Annotated in this window: 19 protein-coding genes and 1 pseudogene; 3 read left to right on the top strand and 17 right to left on the bottom strand. The window is 38.9% G+C overall.

Annotated elements, in window-relative coordinates; genetic code table 11:
• Window position 1 precedes the first annotated feature (1 nt).
• The 3 genes from NSQ57_RS17035 to NSQ57_RS17045 all read right to left on the bottom strand — a co-directional run bounded on the left by NSQ57_RS17035 (window position 2) and on the right by NSQ57_RS17045 (window position 3154).
• Window positions 2-1138, bottom strand: coding sequence for an N-acetyldiaminopimelate deacetylase (locus tag NSQ57_RS17035; protein WP_029515435.1), 1137 nt, complete (start codon window positions 1136-1138; stop codon window positions 2-4).
• A 181-nt stretch (window positions 1139-1319) separates the two neighbouring features.
• Window positions 1320-2033, bottom strand: coding sequence for a 2,3,4,5-tetrahydropyridine-2,6-dicarboxylate N-acetyltransferase (gene dapD, locus NSQ57_RS17040; RefSeq protein ID WP_029515436.1), 714 nt, complete (start codon window positions 2031-2033; stop codon window positions 1320-1322).
• A gap of 212 nt (window positions 2034-2245) precedes the next feature.
• Window positions 2246-3154, bottom strand: coding sequence for a hypothetical protein (locus NSQ57_RS17045; protein WP_318627379.1), 909 nt, complete (start codon window positions 3152-3154; stop codon window positions 2246-2248).
• Between the two features lie 239 nt (window positions 3155-3393).
• Here NSQ57_RS17045 and NSQ57_RS17050 point away from each other — a divergent pair, with 239 nt between their 5' ends.
• Complete coding sequence (locus NSQ57_RS17050; protein WP_318627380.1) at window positions 3394-4338, top strand: DMT family transporter; 945 nt, start codon at window positions 3394-3396, stop codon at window positions 4336-4338.
• A 75-nt stretch (window positions 4339-4413) separates the two neighbouring features.
• Window positions 4414-5277: a sulfurtransferase gene (locus NSQ57_RS17055; RefSeq protein WP_342425052.1), complete on the top strand. Its 864-nt coding sequence runs from the start codon at window positions 4414-4416 to the stop codon at window positions 5275-5277.
• Window positions 5278-5576: 299 nt separating this feature from the next.
• Here NSQ57_RS17055 and NSQ57_RS17060 read toward each other — a convergent pair whose 3' ends face one another.
• From NSQ57_RS17060 to NSQ57_RS17105, 10 genes and pseudogenes are all read right to left on the bottom strand, one after another.
• The gene (locus NSQ57_RS17060; RefSeq protein WP_069010409.1) at window positions 5577-5942 is read right to left on the bottom strand and encodes a hypothetical protein; all 366 of its coding nucleotides are present in this window, start codon (window positions 5940-5942) and stop codon (window positions 5577-5579) included.
• Between the two features lie 138 nt (window positions 5943-6080).
• The gene (locus NSQ57_RS17065) at window positions 6081-6707 is read right to left on the bottom strand and encodes a class I SAM-dependent methyltransferase (protein WP_342425053.1); all 627 of its coding nucleotides are present in this window, start codon (window positions 6705-6707) and stop codon (window positions 6081-6083) included.
• Window positions 6708-6728: 21 nt separating this feature from the next.
• Window positions 6729-7184 (bottom strand): DinB family protein, encoded by a 456-nt coding sequence (locus tag NSQ57_RS17070; RefSeq protein ID WP_029515442.1) that lies wholly within the window; start codon window positions 7182-7184, stop codon window positions 6729-6731.
• 234 nt (window positions 7185-7418) lie between these two features.
• Window positions 7419-7544: a hypothetical protein gene (locus tag NSQ57_RS17075; RefSeq protein WP_342425054.1), complete on the bottom strand. Its 126-nt coding sequence runs from the start codon at window positions 7542-7544 to the stop codon at window positions 7419-7421.
• 33 nt (window positions 7545-7577) lie between these two features.
• Window positions 7578-8313, bottom strand: a pseudogene (locus NSQ57_RS17080) (class I SAM-dependent methyltransferase).
• Between the two features lie 349 nt (window positions 8314-8662).
• Entirely contained in the window at window positions 8663-9349 is a 687-nt protein-coding gene (locus tag NSQ57_RS17085; protein ID WP_342425055.1) for a hypothetical protein, read from the bottom strand.
• Between the two features lie 848 nt (window positions 9350-10197).
• Window positions 10198-10785, bottom strand: a complete 588-nt coding sequence (locus NSQ57_RS17090; RefSeq protein ID WP_342425056.1) for a hypothetical protein — start codon at window positions 10783-10785, stop codon at window positions 10198-10200.
• Window positions 10786-11718: 933 nt separating this feature from the next.
• Complete coding sequence (locus tag NSQ57_RS17095) at window positions 11719-12132, bottom strand: GNAT family N-acetyltransferase (RefSeq protein WP_069010404.1); 414 nt, start codon at window positions 12130-12132, stop codon at window positions 11719-11721.
• An 88-nt stretch (window positions 12133-12220) separates the two neighbouring features.
• Window positions 12221-12670, bottom strand: coding sequence for a GNAT family N-acetyltransferase (locus tag NSQ57_RS17100; RefSeq protein ID WP_342425057.1), 450 nt, complete (start codon window positions 12668-12670; stop codon window positions 12221-12223).
• Window positions 12671-12972: 302 nt separating this feature from the next.
• Window positions 12973-13530, bottom strand: coding sequence for a TetR/AcrR family transcriptional regulator (locus NSQ57_RS17105; protein WP_342425058.1), 558 nt, complete (start codon window positions 13528-13530; stop codon window positions 12973-12975).
• A 240-nt stretch (window positions 13531-13770) separates the two neighbouring features.
• Here NSQ57_RS17105 and NSQ57_RS17110 point away from each other — a divergent pair, with 240 nt between their 5' ends.
• Window positions 13771-14520, top strand: coding sequence for an SDR family NAD(P)-dependent oxidoreductase (locus tag NSQ57_RS17110; RefSeq protein ID WP_342425059.1), 750 nt, complete (start codon window positions 13771-13773; stop codon window positions 14518-14520).
• Between the two features lie 243 nt (window positions 14521-14763).
• On the opposite strand, the gene NSQ57_RS17115 is transcribed toward NSQ57_RS17110, so the two are convergent.
• The 4 genes from NSQ57_RS17115 to NSQ57_RS17130 all read right to left on the bottom strand — a co-directional run bounded on the left by NSQ57_RS17115 (window position 14764) and on the right by NSQ57_RS17130 (window position 17240).
• Window positions 14764-15219, bottom strand: a complete 456-nt coding sequence (locus NSQ57_RS17115; RefSeq protein ID WP_071644342.1) for an NUDIX domain-containing protein — start codon at window positions 15217-15219, stop codon at window positions 14764-14766.
• A gap of 276 nt (window positions 15220-15495) precedes the next feature.
• Complete coding sequence (locus tag NSQ57_RS17120) at window positions 15496-15696, bottom strand: hypothetical protein (protein ID WP_342425060.1); 201 nt, start codon at window positions 15694-15696, stop codon at window positions 15496-15498.
• A gap of 386 nt (window positions 15697-16082) precedes the next feature.
• Window positions 16083-16769: a hypothetical protein gene (locus NSQ57_RS17125; protein WP_069010401.1), complete on the bottom strand. Its 687-nt coding sequence runs from the start codon at window positions 16767-16769 to the stop codon at window positions 16083-16085.
• Window positions 16770-16886: 117 nt separating this feature from the next.
• Window positions 16887-17240: a hypothetical protein gene (locus NSQ57_RS17130; protein WP_069010400.1), complete on the bottom strand. Its 354-nt coding sequence runs from the start codon at window positions 17238-17240 to the stop codon at window positions 16887-16889.
• Window positions 17241-17419 lie beyond the last annotated feature (179 nt).

Below are 17419 nucleotides of genomic sequence, written 5' to 3' on the forward strand. Positions count from 1 at the left end.
TTTAGCCTTGAGACTTCCATGTAAAGTAGTCTGTCAGCACACGAATGGCTACACCAATCGCTTCTTCCGCAGGCTCCAGCTTCGCATGATGCAAACCATAAGGCGTATCAACGCCAAGCCAGAACATCAGACCGGGAATTCGCTCCAGAAAATACCCGAAGTCTTCTCCGGTCATCGCTTCTCCGCATTCAATAAGCTGCACATCCTGCCGGTTACTGACCCAGTTCATAAATTCCTCGGTCACCTGAGCTTCATTGTACACTTGCAAATAATTGGAGCCATAATGAATCTCGGCATGGCATTCAAACCCAGCTTCCACACCGCGCACCAGCGCTTCGATCCGCGATTTAACCAGCGCCATCGTATCGGCAGACAACGTTCGGATCGTACCCTCCAACCGGGCGGTTTCTGCGATAATATTTTGCTTCGTGCCTCCGCTAACCTTACCCACAGTAATGACTGCTGCATCGAGTGGATTCACATTACGGGCTACAACCGTTTGTAATTGTCCCACCAGTTGGCAAGCAGCCACTACCATATCATTCGCCTTGTGTGGATACGCAGCATGCCCGCCCGTACCCTTCAGGTCGATGAAAAGCTCCGACGTATTGGCAAATAGGATGCCCGGGCGAGTCGCAATTGTACCGACAGGATATTCAGGTGCAACATGCAGCGCGACAATTTCATCGGGTATCCAGTCTGCCAGCTCTGTGCTGTCCCGCATAGGCAAGGCTCCGCCCGGCCCTTCCTCAGCCGGTTGAAACAATACAACCAGATCATCCTTAATCGGATGGCTTGCAAAGTGAGTAACAATTCCCAATCCAATCGTCATATGTAAATCGTGTCCACAAGCATGCATATAGCCGGGATGGGTCGAACGGAAATCGTAACCTGTCTCTTCTTCAATCGGTAAACCATCCATATCACAACGATATCCATAGCGGCGTTCAGGAGCTGATCCATGAATGAACACTAACACGCCCGTACGCCATGTACGAATTTCCAACCGCTCCTGAGGGAGCGTTTCCAAATAATCCAGCAAATATTGTTGTGTTTTGTACTCCTCAAAACCCGGTTCGGGAATTTGGTGTAAATCTCTTCGTATTTGGACAAAAGAACGATAGTCGACCGTACTCATTGCTGCCACGCCTCCTCTTTATAGCTCATCAGCTCTTATCGGGCAAAAGAACAAAAGGACAAAAGCCCGGCGCAGCCGCCGAGCCTTGTCCGTTGTGCTTCGTCCCTAAGTTATGCTGTCAGTGCATCATGCTTCTGACAAGGAATCGTTCACCTTTGGTACATAAAAAACTTCTGCATTCTTACAGAACGCGCAGTTCTTTCAAAATCTCAGTTTTAGATTTGGTCTTATCGTCGACCTGTTTGATCACACGTGCAGGTGTACCCGCCACTACGGAGTATTCAGGCACATCTTCAGTTACGACCGCTCCGGCTGCAACAACTGCACCTTTACCAATGCGTACGCCTTCCAGTACAACCGAGTTCGCACCGATCAATACTTCGTCTTCTACGATAACAGGCTGTGCGGACGGTGGCTCAATGACACCCGCCAGGACAACGCCTGCACCGATGTGGCACATGTTTCCTACTTTAACACGACCGCCCAGCACAGCATTCATATCAATCATCGTGCCTTCACCAATGGTGACACCGATGTTAATCACTGCACCCATCATGATGACTGCGTTGTTACCGATGCCAACCATATCACGGATATATGCGCCTGGCTCAATGCGTGCATTAATGCCTTTCAGATCCAACATTGGAACAGCGGAGTTACGGCGATCATTTTCCACCACATAATCTTCTTCTTTAGCGTTTGCGCTATCCAGTACCGGCTTGATATCAGCCCAATCACCAAATACAACACCACTGTCTCCAGAAATAAAAGCTTGAACATTCTCGCCAAATGATGCGGAAGCCAAAGCTCCTTTTACATATACTTTAACAGGCGTCTTTTTCTTGCTGTTTTTAATCACGTTGATGACTTCTTGTGTATTCATTTCGATGGACATAGTAAATCTAACAACTCCTTCATCGCTTCATACGACTTCGCAAGCCGGAATGATCTTATTCTCTCATCCTTTATAGCACAAAAGTGCAGGTCTCGCAATTATAGATTAGACCCTTATAGCTCTAACCTAGCCCTTAAAATAACCATTTTCAGCGGCATGACTGCCTTAAATTCATGATTGTAAGCCGCCGATCATCCCGCATCAAAGTAGGGTTATTTATTAGCTTGCAGGCTCTCCAGCGATGTATAAATGTAGGATTGGAATCCTTCAGCAGGTTCACCTTGTGGAATGTTCACTTTCACGATGAAACCGCCTGTTTTATTTTCTACAACTATATATTGCTGTGTCATCTTCGAACTGCTCGCTTGTAAGAACAGACGGCTACTGGATAACGCTTCAGGTATGGCTGCTTTGTCCAGCTTTTGCACCTTACCGATGGAAGCTAGATCCTTTTCGCCTTCTTTTTGAAGTTCGTCCAGATTAAAATCGGAGGGTAGCTTCGTAATTTCAGCATAATAGTTATCATCTACAGCCAAGGCAACACGGTTTTGATCAGGAAACAGGGACATCGGATCAAACACATACAGCGAATATCCCTCTCCTTTTGCTAATGTCGCAGTCTGCTTTTCCTTTTTTCCCTCAAGGGTGAGATCAAAAGTTTGAGTCTTTGTGCGTTCTCCGCCTACTGCTTGACCAGCACTTCCGTTTTGATTGCCATCTGTTGCAGCCTCTGTTTTTTGTATTTTCGTTAAAGTCAGTTGCTTCGCCGTCGCGTCGCCCTCTACTGCTTTTTCGGTGTATTCAAACGCTACTGTATCGCCTTCCTTAAGTCCAGCTATTACCGTGTCCAGTCCGTCCCCCAATTGGAAGGATTGGGCTTCGCCATTGGTTCCAATCTCTACCGTATGCGGGTCAGCAGCTCCATTGTATACACCTGTGCCTTTTTTAACCTCCGACTCAGCGATTGTCTCCGGTTTAACTTGCGGCTGCTGTTGCGTTTGCGGTTGGTCTGACCCTTGAGGTGCGGTGTTATTGGTTTGCGGTTTCGTTCCACAGGCTGACAGAGCCAGCACTGCCACTACAGTCAGTAGTATGATTGAAATTGTGTTTTGTTTTTTCATAAAATCCACCTCCACTATGATAGACGAGCTTGTGCAGCAAAAGTTCTACGCAGCATCTCACTTAAAACCCAAAATCCTACCTCCTGCTCCCGTTTATTATATTCTCAGGATTTTGCAAAATCCTAATACCACGGGAATGTTAGGTACGGTATAATGGGCTGTATTAACCTAATTTTCGAGATACCGCTTGGAAGGAACATAGACGTATTTATTTTCCCCCATACGGATGGAGCTGCCACGTGAATCAAGCACACAAACCGTCGTTTTCCTTTGAATTATTGTACATCATAGGTATTATCGCTATTTCGTTCTCCTCGATCTTCGTAAGATGGTCTGAAGCCGAGGTGTCCGTCATCGCTATGTACCGTTTGTACCTAACCAATCTGATCATGCTGCCTTTGGTCTGGAAGTACCGCACTGAGCTGTTTAGCCTGACCCGCAAGCAGTGGATGCTGATCCTCTGGTCCGGTATTGCGCTGGGGCTGCATTTCTTGCTCTGGATGGGCTCACTGCGACTGACCACCGTTGCAAGCTCTACCGTTATTATGACATTGGAGCCGATCCTTGTCATGCTCGGTTCATTTTTGTTTTTCCGGACGGGCACGAATCGCGCTATGCTCATCGGGATGGGCATGGCTTTTATCGGCTCGCTGGCCATCGGAGCTGGAGACTTCCATGTCTCAGGACAAGCCCTGCTCGGGGACGCACTGTCCTTCTTGGGTATGGTAGCCGTGTCCATCCATATGCTGATGGGCAAGCATCTGCGCGAGCATTTGAGCGCGTTTGTGTATAATTTTTGGGTTTTTGCCATCGCAGCCACATCACTTGCGCTGTATAATGTGGTCAATGCCATTCCTTTTACCGGATACGCTCCACGGGAATGGGGACTGTTCCTGCTGTTAGCCATTGTACCTACGCTGTTCGGACATTACCTATTTAACTGGCTGCTCAAATACATTAACGCAACTGCGGTGTCGATGGCGGTACTCGGCGAGCCCGTTATTTCTTCCTTGCTAGCTTGGGTGCTGCTCGGGGAAAGGTTGTCTACTTTACAATTTGGTGCAGGCTTTTTCATCCTGTTCGGGGTATGGATTTTTATCCGATACGGAACGGATTTTAAAAAGAAAGTTGTCCATCAAAGTGAGTTGCCCGACACTGAGCATCCCCTGAAGGCCAGCTCTTAACTTATTTACCCCATTTTCATAAACCATACTCAATGAATTAAATTCACTTCTAAAAAAAGGAAGGCGGAATTCTCTATGAAATCCATCGTATCCAAACGCTGGCTGCTAGCCCGATTGTATGAGCCGGACATGATCATCGCCGACTGCCGTTCCCTGCTCGGACAAGCCGGAGCTGGGCGGACTCAATTTAATGAAGACCATATTCCAGGGGCGGTTCATTTCGATTTGGAAGAAGACCTTACCGCTCCTCTTGCTGAGCATGGGGGTCGCCATCCCTTACCTGATGTGGATACACTTGCTGCACGTCTAAGTCGTGCCGGAATCAATGCTGCCTTGCGCATCGTCGCTTATGATGACCAAGGCGGTATGATGGCTTCCCGCTTCTGGTGGCTCCTGCGCTATCTCGGGCATGAGCAGGTATATGTGCTGGAAGAGGGCTACAGCGCTTGGAAAGAAGCGAAGTTCCCCGTTACGGTAGACCAGCCGATTCGCATTCCAAGTACATTCACACCAAATGTACAGCCACAAATGCTCACAAGTATGCAAGAGGTGCACCGTGTATCCGAAGATTCTGTTCCTGTTGGCTCCTATATCGGTTTTTCACCTATATTAATCGACTCCAGAGAGCGGCCTCGCTACCTGGGGCTGGAGGAGCCCATTGATCAAGCAGCGGGACATATCCCCGGTGCAGTGAATTTCTTCTGGAAAGAGATCTTGGACGAAAAAGGCAGCTTTAAAAATGCGGAACAATTGCAGCAGCACTTTGCCGATCTTGATCCAAACGCAGAAATTATCGTGTATTGTGGTTCTGGCGTATCCGCCTGTCCCAATGTACTGGCCCTGAATGAAGCTGGATTTAGTAAGGTCCGTTTATATCCGGGAAGCTGGAGCGACTGGATCAGCTATGAGGAGAATCCGGTGGCGACCGGAGAGGAATAAAAAGTTTCAACGGATATACAGGTTCAAAAGACAAATAAACTGCCTTAAGCGATTTGGCTCATGGCAGTTTATTTGCTTTGTTAAAAAGTACATAAAAAATCAACTTGAGCCGAGTGAAGCGACCTTATATAGAATTCCAAAGCTGATTTTTTTCTACGTCCTGACGATTTGGCGTAAGTTTCTGACTGGTTCCACATCTCCCGAAATTCTTCTACCAGATTGAGATGATAGCCGGTACAAAAATACGTTGTTAACTGGAACTTATTTCGCCTTCGAATAGCATCGCATTGCTCTATGCACTATACGTTCACCTCATCCCATCTATAAATAACATAGCCGAGTTGACATATAACTAGTAATAAATAAATTACGTTTATACATAGATATATTTTAATTTTTTTCTTGTATTTATGTAAATCTACTTCTTCGTTCACTTCTCTTTTCTTTATTTTCTCTCTCCAACTCATTAATCTTGAGAATTCTACTGCGCCTAATACTCCCCATAGCAATGTAAATACTAAAAATACGGCATTTACTAGAGACAATAATATCCCCATTCCTACATCCATTGTTCTTATTGATCTAAAACAAATGTGCACCACTAGTGTCAGACTAAATAATCCCAAGCCTATAATACTTACTATCGGTTTATCTTGCATTCTCATTTTTTATTCCCTTCAGTTCCAAATACATGTAACGTTTCTTTATTCACGATGTCCCAGCGCTTTAAGATTAACAGTCCGGCTGCCACTTGCGGTAGCTAAGCGATGGGACATGTCTGTTGAATTACTTCCTCGAAATAGCTATCCAATATTTTGAACAACTATATATCTTAATTCATATTCTTTCTGTTGTTTCTCTACATATATCAGAGTTTCTCTCATGAAACCCATTTCTAATATATTCAAATCATTAAAATGTTCTTTTAAATCTTTTTCAGTAAAGAAGTGAGCATATTTCCCTTCCTTGTATTCATATGTTCCTTCCTCAACTTTCCTACCTACACCATTATTAGAATCACGATCAGAAAAACATGTGAAATACATTACTCCCAATTCCTTCAAATGCTTCACGCAATTCTGTATCAGTCTTTTTCGGTCTTCTAACAAAAATAAATGTAATAAATCATAACAATATATTCCATCATACCTTTGGCTTGTAGTAAACTCTAATACCGATTCTTGAATAAAATTCGTTTTTAAATCCCATTCTTTTGCTAGATCTATAGCTGAACTAGATATCTCAATTCCATCAACCTGAAAATAAGAAGAGAACGCCTTCGTATTTCTTCCATATCCAGCACCGGGAACCAAAATATTATGTGCATTATTCTTTTTGAACAAATCTATAGCTTGGGTTACAGTTTGACTTGGTTCACAACCCCAAATCATTCCTTCTTCAGTAAATCTTTTGTTCCAATAATCCCCCATATTATTCACCCGCCTATATACTCACATTGCTCTTCTTTTAAGCTCATCAATCTGTCTGATATGATGTTGATCATGCCAGATAAAATCTCTTAAATATGATATTACAGTAAACTTCCCGTCAGCATATTCTTTAGTAAACTTGTCGTCTTCAAAACTCTCTATACTCTCCAATATCATGTTACGGTACTGAATAGTCATTTTAATTAATTCTTCTTTCGTTTTTGTTTTTCCATATTCAACAGCATCCTGATTAAATTGTTCAAAATCCATATGTGTTAATGTCAAAGGCGCATCGTTTAATATCGGATTTATGGCTACTTCATAAAAGTATTTATCCCACAGTAATATATGACTTACGATATCGTGAACTGACCATTTATCTTCAGCAATCTTTATTTTCCAATCCATTTCACGAATCTCAGAAACAAAACGTATCCATTCCTTGAACTCCTCTAGTAACCGCGACCTCTCATTCATGGTTTCCGACTCCTCTTTTCATATTTGAGCTAGTTAAAATAACATATTTGTATGCATGAACCCCAAAGGGGCTGTCTGCTGTCCTAACCAAACCAGAAAATCACTCTTACATCTTCAGCATTCCCTAATTTCAATAATTTTGGAATTGTTTCATTGATGAACCTCGAACATGTATCCATAATATTTCTATATTCCATAAATTGATCACAATAATAATTTTCATCCCATTTAAAATCAATAAGTAGCAGCATCATTGAATTTTTGCTTACTCTTTTTAATTTTTCTCCAAGTACCATCAATCTGTTCATATTCGTCTCTGAAATACCTTTTCTCTACAAAAAACCAAATATCTGTGCCCATATAACCTCCCATAATATTTTTGCATATTCTACTTTAAAATCTCTGTACTGTACCAAAAGAAATCTTCATATTAGGTGCAACTAACCAGGATTCATCACTGAATTCTTTAGAAAATGTTGCTTCTGCTTCATATGTTTTTGAGCTTCCGTTTCGTTTAATCCTCTAGACAACAAATTATTAAGAACTTCTAAAACATCATTAAGTTCTTGTCCCAAGCCTTCTTCTCTCAAAGAACTATAAAGCATGTTTTTACTTTCCATGTCTATATTTTGATCAAGAAAATTCACCTTATCGCTAACCCTACATCCTACATTTCTTAAGCCTAACTGGCTTAGCATGATCGGTATTTGTATGTCTATATTCCCGTCTTTACCCATACTCTCTCATATAATTCCTGTAGACTCTTTGGATTAGGCATATGTAATAAAAAAGCATGACTGACTGCTATGTTATACTTCTTTTCTAATTCAACGTTTTCAATATCACACCCTATAAATTCAGCATCATAAGAGAGTTTTGAAAGTAATTCGTTGGCTTGCTTTATTAATTCCCTGCCTTTGTCAATGCCAGTATATGTTGATCCATTTGGTAGCAATGGAAGAAGCTTTAGTCCCAAATATCCGAAGCCGCATCCATAATCTATGATCTTTACAGGTTTATTTATCTTCCAAACCTTTTGTATAAGAAATTCCAAATAATCATCGTTATAGTACAACCAGCGGGTATTTCTTAGATAATCAATTTTATTGTTCCAAAAATATTCAGACATAAAATCCCTCTTGTTATTTCGTTTGACGATTTTCAGCTCATGTTTCTGCATTCACGAAATGCTTCAGTCTTAGACAGATCCTATCTTAGGTATGGGGAGTTTGTTGATTGAGCTTTAATTATCAAATTAATTTCCTGTATTGACACCCAAATAAATGGAATTTAAAACTTAATAATAATAATATACTATTTTTTAGAAAGAAAGAGAAACGATGGATAAATAGGTTCAAGCGCTTCTCTTTTTTTTAAAACGATGCCAGTTATTCTATTATATAGAACCAATAGTACGCTTAGCACTGCCCTATTATCGTAACTGGTTCAATTCATAATATTAGTTGCGTTCTTTGTTATTATTTTAAAAATTGTGATTCCCATGTACCATCTGCATATCCCCAAATTGTATGTGTACCAGTTTCGACTACCTCTCCAAGAGACGGATGAATAAAAGTCCAAGTGAAATATGCGGTCTGATAGGCGCTGTTGTCAGAGTTAATATATGGTTTATCTTCTTGTATGGTTACATTCACTACAGGGAACCAGTTTCTTGTAACAGTTCCACCGCCATTTAGAATATCAGTCACTTTCCCCTCACTAACTCTGTAATGTATATATACTTTTGTCGTAATTATATTGATACCAAATGTAGAAACGACTATTTCAGAATAAGGTGTATATTCAATTGCGAAAGGAGTAGTAGAGTTTTCTTTGTTTTGGTCTACTCTCACTTTTATATCTCCATTATATAAATCTGAATCTTTTCCGCTTTGTATTCCATTAAAAATTGATTTAATCACATGGGGATCATTCATATAATCCACAAATTTTTGTTGATCTTCTTTGGGGAGACTTGTGAACTGTTCTAGAATAGTAGAGGAATCATTATCGTTCAAAGAGTTGAGTCCTTTATTATTGTTTTTTAAATAGTTAATATAGTCTTCTGGGGTGTTAATAGTTAAAGAATCCTGTGCGTTAACTGAGTAAGGAAGAACACCTAAAAATAATATCAACACAACAAACAAACTTAAAAATTTTTTCACTTTATCAATCACTCCTTAGAAATAATAGTAAAATAGAACCAAATGAAGCCTTATAATGGAATCTATTTACAGGAGTTATCCTATCATACACTGAAAAAATTATCAAATGTCAAGAGAGGATATCAAATCTTTTGTATTATTAATAATGGAATATATTCACAATGTAAAGGAGAATGAATGTGGAGCTTTAATATGCATTAGGAATATGACTACGCAGGAGAGCAAGGGAAGAGAAGATTTGCTATTGTAATTGATCAGAAAAGGTTAATAGAGAAACTAGAAAAAAACCTGATTATTTAGAGTGTGAACACTACTCACATTATCAAGAATTTAAGAGAATGAAGATACTAAAGATATAAAACTAACAGTTATGGAGCCATTAAAGGAGTATAAAAGTGACAATCGCTGTTTGATTGTATAAAAAATATAATTTTCCCAATTATTCAAAAAGCAATAAAGTACTTAAAAGTAATAAAAACCTTAAAGAAGAACAACAAAACTAAACACGAATAGAAGGTAATGATAAGACTTGGAAATTACTAATTTAAAAACCGGCTACCGTTCTATTCATTAAAAGTATATTTCCTTTATTCTATTTTCATTTATATCCTTAAACCAACATTCTTCCGAATTTTCACAAGAATCCGATCCTTAGAAGTATGATACATCAAGGTCCTATCTTTTCTATTTAATAATTCTTCGACACTTCTTCATCACTTACGGGGCCAATTGCAGCAACATCATCTATGAATTTTTGATTGTTCTCTTCTTCGAACTTTACAAATTGATAATTCTTCCCCTACAACCTTCAATGCGTTGCTAAAGGTTAGGGTCGCTCACTGATATACTTACTGATATTCTTCAAATTTATATTTTGTTAATTTATTTAATTCGATCACTTGTTCTTTATTAAAATAGCCCATTAGGCAACCTTGATCTAAAATTGAAATATACAATTTCATGGATTGTTCAGTCTTTATTAGTTCGTTAAATTTCTTGAATATCTCCATATCCAACCAATCATCATATACTTTCATTTCCCATCTGATAAGTTCATTCATATATTCAAAAGAGACCCATGCAGTACCATTCTGAATATCTACGTAATCCGTTATATTATTTAAATTAAGTTTTGTCATATTCTCTAATCGTATTATTATTCTTGCATAGTCTCCATGGTCCTCAATACATTCAGTATCTAAATACCAAATTTCCTCAGATACATTTATAAATTCACCATTCACTTCAACTTCTCCACCTAAAGTAAGTAGTAGCAAGTTGTAGGGATCTTCTTCATATTCATTTCTCGAAAATTCTTCCAAAAGTAATTCTTTTTTTAAATCTGCACTCATGAAGATGCCCAATTCAGAAAGTTTGTTTAGTTGATCTTCAAATATTATTTTCTTCTTCTTAAATAAACCAAACAACTTAAACACCTTCTTTTTATGGTTTGCGTCCCTTTTCTATAACGCTTGTATTCATGAGCTCCGTCAGGGGTTGTCTGCTGAAATTCCTCTTCGATATCCAGCTCGCAGACCAAGGTTCCATAGGAGCTAACGAAACATAACTTCTTCGATTCACTTACAAAATCAGCCCTTTATCATCCTCGCCTTCGAGCTGTTTATAATTCTCAATAAAATATCTATAAGCAATTCTCTTAATCGTAGACAAAATTGCTTCGCATGAAAATGCCAACATTTATTTGTAATCATAATCCCTTAATGATAGTTCTTGAACAATTTTTCTACTGTCCTTTATTCTTAGAATTTGCTTCGGTTTATCATATATCCAAGCAAGCTTTATACAATATTCAATTAATATGGATTTTATTAAAGGTCTATATAAGTTAATGTAACAACATTCTTTCCAGTCGAACGAAATTTCAATAAAAGAAGTTTTATACTTCCTTGAATAAGCTCTAAACAATACCTCATAAGGTTTCTCATCAACAATGCAAATGAATTGATAATGTCTAACAATGATTGGGATTGCTTTTTTTTGAAATACTTTCATCATTCACCTCAACATTACTTTATCAGCAATTATGTCTAATAGCGTTCTTGTGTTCCTGAACCCGAGAAGCTTAAAGAAGCGTAGCGACTGGCTAGCTTCGGTTCTTAGCCTCGCAGGATTGTCTACCTGACTTTCACTTTCAGGAAAACGATGTTATGTGATACCTCTAGTTCTTATTTAATATATTCTTCAATCCTTGTTTAATATTATTTGGTCTCGTCTATTCTAGATTACTCTATTAAAAAAATCTCTGTAGTCTAAAGTCAATTCCTTTTTTAGTTCTATATTGGAAGAAATACACCACATATTATTAGCACTCTCTTCTTAAAATGCTTTTTACATTGATTTCCTCAACGTCAATTTTTGTTTAAATCCTTTGTCAGTATTATTTCCAGAGGTTCATTCTCAAACATTAAACATCCAGCATCTCTATATCCAAGCTTCCTATAAAAATGTTGAGCTTCTTCATTTGAAAGTGTTGAGGTCATAACCATTTCAAAACCTTTTTGTTTCATTAATTCCTCCCAATAGTGGACAACTTTTTTACCAATACCTGTTCCTCTATACTCCTCATCTATCCATATCATATTCATAAATGGTGTGTTGTCCCAGAAAAATCCGTATCTCATCCAACCTATTTTTTGATTGGATTCTCTGATTATTAGAATTTCATTTTCTTTTATTTTTGGTCTTATCAGTGTCTTATGTATGTGCTTGTCTCTTAACAAGATGTACTCATAATCAGATTCAATCGCAAAATCAATCTGCATTGTAATCCTCCCTTTCACTCTTTTCATCGAATATCTTCTTTGTAACACTCAGCACTGATGTCTCATAACGTTTGTACATTACATAAGTTTATAAAGTCTTTTTAAAAATGTATAAGTCACCTTCTTCTCTAACCTTAGTAAACCCACACTTTGAATAGAAGTGATGATTCTTCACACTCCAGCTAGGAGTATCCAGCCACCATTTAGTGCTGTCCGGAAATTTATTTTCAATTTTCTCCATCACCTTCGTTCCGATTCCTAGATTTTTAAAATTTGGATCAATAAAGATCCTTCCTAGATTATGCACTTGATTACATTCTACAAATATCATAGCTCCCCCGATTATTTCTCCATTAAAGAGCACCTTGAAATATTCGCAATTTTGCATCATCTCTTCTTGCCAACTTATGGAGTCATATCCTATGGGCCCAACGGTTTCGTTATTATTAAAATGCTTTGATTCATCCTCAAAACTGGCCTTTTGTATTTCAGCAAGTCTTTGCGCATCATTTTTTCCAGATTTTTCTAATGTCAGCACCCAACATACCTCCATTGTCTTTTTATTTTTTCCGGGGTTGTCTGCTGAAATGCCTCCTCGAACTCCATCCCAACAGGCCAAGGCTCTGTGAGGATTCTTATGCTTGAATATATGTTATCAGAAGTTACCGAACTTCTTCACTATGCATTCAAAATCAATCTGCAAATTTTTTTATCAGTAAATTTTCTTATATGCTCTTTTTTCATTTTGTAGTTTGATTATTAGTTCATATGCATCTCTTTCACTTTTCTGAGCTTTTAGTGACTCTTCTTCTGTTATTTCTATTTCTATCATTTGAACCACTATTGTTCGTGTCCCTCGACACCACGGTTCAGCAAATTCCAAAATTGTTCGACCATGACCGATGCCGGATATGGCATTGAACGGGTAATCCACCATTCCAATACCCCCACTGCCGCTGAAATTAAAAATTGCACCGTAATGTCCCTGTTCATATCCTGATCGAGGTTGATCGAATCCAGATGCTCGCACAGACTTTGCCGGAACATTGTCTCTATTTGGTTTCGAAAAACCGTACTTCCCTTGTTCGTCAGCATTATTGAGTAGAATGAAGCATGCTGCTCCAAATATTCAAACGTACGCAGTAGTGCGGTTTTGGAAGGGAGATGAAAGAAGTTATCTTCAGACATACAATTGCATAGTAACTCTTTAATTTGAGCTTCCATGCATTGATCGCGCAGATCGTACTTATCAGCAAAATGCAAATAAACCGTTCCGCGATTGACATTCGCTTCCTCAGCAATTTGATTGATCGTAATTCTCTCGAATTCCTTTTCTGACATCAGCCTCATAAAAGCATCAATAATGGCTTGCCTCGATTTTTGAATACGCCTGTCCATATCCTTCTCCCCTTTGTGCTATCCGAAAAAATGAACACTTCGAAGTCCTCTGTTGAAAAATCAACAACCACGCTTGTTTTAACCATTGAACCCCATATACCGCTCTGATACATTCACTTTATAAAATTTATGTTGATGATTCAACATATGTTCAATTTTAGTGGAGCTGTAATCATGAAATCTATTGTTTTACAATCTTTGGAATGATTTAAATCACATTGAATTAGGAGGGTTTAAAAATTGAAACTTACAGGAAACACGATTTTTATTACAGGCGGCGGTTCGGGAATTGGACGTGCGTTAGCAGAAGCTCTCCACAATCTTGGAAACAAAGTTATTATCGCCGGTCGACGTAAAGAGCGTCTGGAGGAGACGATCGAAGCGAATCCCGGCATGTCCGCAGTGGAATTGAATGTACAAGACCCTGCCAGCATAAAGGCGGCCGCCAAGCAGTTAATCAAAGAATACCCGGATGTTAATGTCTTGATTAACAACGCCGGCATCATACAGTCCGATGACGCGGCGGGCGTGATCGATGAGGATGTTTTGATTTCGACTGTCACTACAAACTTGCTAGGTCCCATTCGGTTGACTTCTGCATTCATCGAGCATTTGAAGTCCAAAGAAGAAGCCGTTGTCATCAACACGACTTCGATACTTGGATTTGTACCATTAGCGACAACTGCTGTATACTCCGCGACAAAAGCAGCACTTCATACCTATACGCTGTCCCAAAGGTACATGCTTAAAGACACATCGGTAAAAGTAATAGAAATTGTACCCCCATGGGTTCAAAGCAACAACGATGAACCGCGTGCGATGCCACTTGATTCATTCATTGATGCAACAATAAAGATACTTGGCACGGATACAGACGAAGTTCTGGTGGAAGAAGCGAAAATGTTTCGAAATAGCCCTGGCCCGAACGAAGGTGTTTTTGTGACTCAGCTTAACGATACGATGAATTCTGAACCTCCAAAAATCCATTGATCCACCTGTAATTCAATTTGCAAAAATTTAGGCGAACATGAAGTAGACACTCAGCTCCGTCTACTTCATGTTCATTTTATTGCAACTTGCTCGTGAAGTAAGAAAAAGCGCCAAGCAGTCACACCTATGTTTACCACTTAAATAATTTCGTTGATTTCACATAGCATTTGGGTATTCCTGAAGTTCAAACAGCCCTTTGTTAGGTGATATCGGGGACATCCTCGATTTACTTAAAAAATGTTTTCATGATCTTACTTCATTTAAAAATCTTGTTATTATCGGTAGGTCGGGAGGACTTATTTGATTGGGTATCTTGTTTAAATCAAAAAATCGTATATCTTGTACTTCAGCTTCATCACCTTTAATTATTCCACTGTATTCTTTACATATATAAGCTGCAACTACGTTATATACTTCATCTCCATGCGGATATCGATAATAAAGTTCCGGGCCTGAAAATATATCAAGTAATTCTAACTCTTCGGCTTCTAAGCCTACCTCTTCAAAAAGTTCTCGGCTTGCAACCTCCTTCATATTCTCACCAGGCTCCATTGAACCTCCTGGTAATCCCCATAGACCATTGTCAGTTCTTTGCTGCAATAATAATCGTCCCTCATCATCTATGAGAATCACACATGCTCCTGCCATAATTATAGGTCGGGTACCTACTAACTCTCTTAATTCTCTTATGTAATTCAATATCTTCACGCCCCTTTGAGATCCTTCAACAGACCAAGGCTCCGTTAGGAGCCACTGCTTGAATTTAACGTTATATGACGGATTCACTTCTAAAATCTACTTTCGTCAATGGATAAGGCATGTAGTCCGGGTGGCTCTGCTACTTAGCCGGTTGAATGTTTCCGTTGAATCCGCCCTTCCGAAATGCATCTTCCGGGCTAAGGGTCGGGCTTGTCCCGGCCAGATGAGTTGAATGCTATGTTAAATAACGTTGACTTTTTTCGAGTTAAGTAATTATTATTCTCGTTTCCATTTATGTGTTTCGAGTAGTTTTCCAGTTTCATAAAAATACTTTATTACTTCAAGCATAGGAATTAATTCTATACAAATGTTATCGCAATAATTGCCTAACTGGCCACCAGCAACCAGATGAATTTCACCGTTTCCCTGTTTATTGTTCATAAGAGTATATATATTACCATCAATTGTAATAGACACTATAAAATATTCCGGTCCGCCTCCAACCAATGCTGAATCTGTATCTGATACCTCAAAAAAAACTAATGTAAATTTATCTCCATCGAGTTTTTAAAAAAAACTTAAAGTGTCTGCCCACGTAGGATTCATAACTATTTCTTCATTGAATGTGGTCCCAATCCATTCATCAATACTAATAGATTTTATCACTTTTTCTTTTCATCCTCCTTTTTAGATGGTTTTATTTATTCGGGGGCTTTCATCTAACGATTCTACATTCACGATCCCAGCGAGTGCTCAGGTGTCCTACAGTGATCTCCTTTTCCGAAATCCTTCTGCCGGGCCGAGGGCGTATGCCGATGTGTGATACTATGTTATCAGATGAACTATGACAATTTTGAGGGTATCTACAAAATTTCTTCTCCCTTTAATATTTCATTTGAGAACTGGTCCACAGCCAACCACGTCGAAACATCCTCTTTGATATTCTTATTCCAAGCAACTAAAAAATGTACTTGGCATATCTCATTAGAATCAATTAGTGTCATAGGAATTTTAATGCCTTTATCAGAACTTAGGATAAAACCGTGCTTTTCAAAGTCAGAGTTTAAACATAGCGATTTAGGAATCATATCTCCTTGATTTCTTCTTGCCATTAACATATCCCCGTCTTGTGTCCCCAAGTGTAAACGGTATATCTGATTCTCGTATTCGACAGCTTCAAGATCTTCCCCAGTATTAGATCCATAATCTGTCCAACTGTAACCCTCCTTCCAAGAAGCAGAAAAGCTGCACGTACTTATTTGAGTGTTCGCATGAGGCTTTATTCTAAAAACTGCTCCCCAACATTCTTCTACTGTCAGATGTAAAGCGAGATTGAGCTTGGGTCTACAGACAACTAGCTCACAATCAAATGAATCATAATAATATTTATATAATGATCCACCATTTTTGAGTTTATAACTTTTTTCTGGATAATAGAAGTTATCAGAGACTGTGATTGAAAATTCAATTATTCCAAGAGGAGTATGTATTTGTGGCTGTAAGAGATTGTTTTCTTTAATTAAGACTTGTTCTCCATGAAATAGCTTCATTATTTTCCTCCTCATAGTCTTTCTAATAACGTTCCTGTATGCATGAACCCCAACTCGCTGGCCTAGGCTCCGATATTATGTTATGCGAAGCTTCTTCGAAAACTTTTGAACCGATGTCTACAATTCTTTGTTTAAAATAAACTCAAAATCTTCATCAGACACTAAATGATTATCTTTTATAAATGTCTCTAACTCATTCAAATAATTATTACAGAGTTTGATATATTTATCTCCATATTGATATTGAATCTTATTTGAATTGGTTTCAATATTAATGATTTCTTTACGTGCTCTTCTTAAAAACAATATTGAACTTGTATAATTATCACTTAGACATAAAGAAATTGAATTGTTAATATAGCAGACCAAGCCATAGAATACAGAATTTCTTCTTAAGCCTGTCCATTGCTTATGATTCTCTTCTGTATTTAATTTTTTGGCTAACTCAAAGACATGAGAATTCAAAAACATCTGGTATTCCTCCATCTCTAAGCAGTTTCGCATAACGTTCTTGTATCTACGAATCCGAGAGGCTTAAGGCGCAAAGCGCCGGGTCCATCGGACTTAGCCTCGCAGGGTTGTGAGCTGATCCCGCTTCTCTCTCTGCTTTCCACTTCTAGCGAACCAAGGGCAACGCCCGCAGCGTAGAT

Source organism: Paenibacillus sp. FSL L8-0502 (genome assembly GCF_038593055.1).
Classification (GTDB): Bacteria; Bacillota; Bacilli; order Paenibacillales; family Paenibacillaceae; genus Paenibacillus; species Paenibacillus polymyxa_D.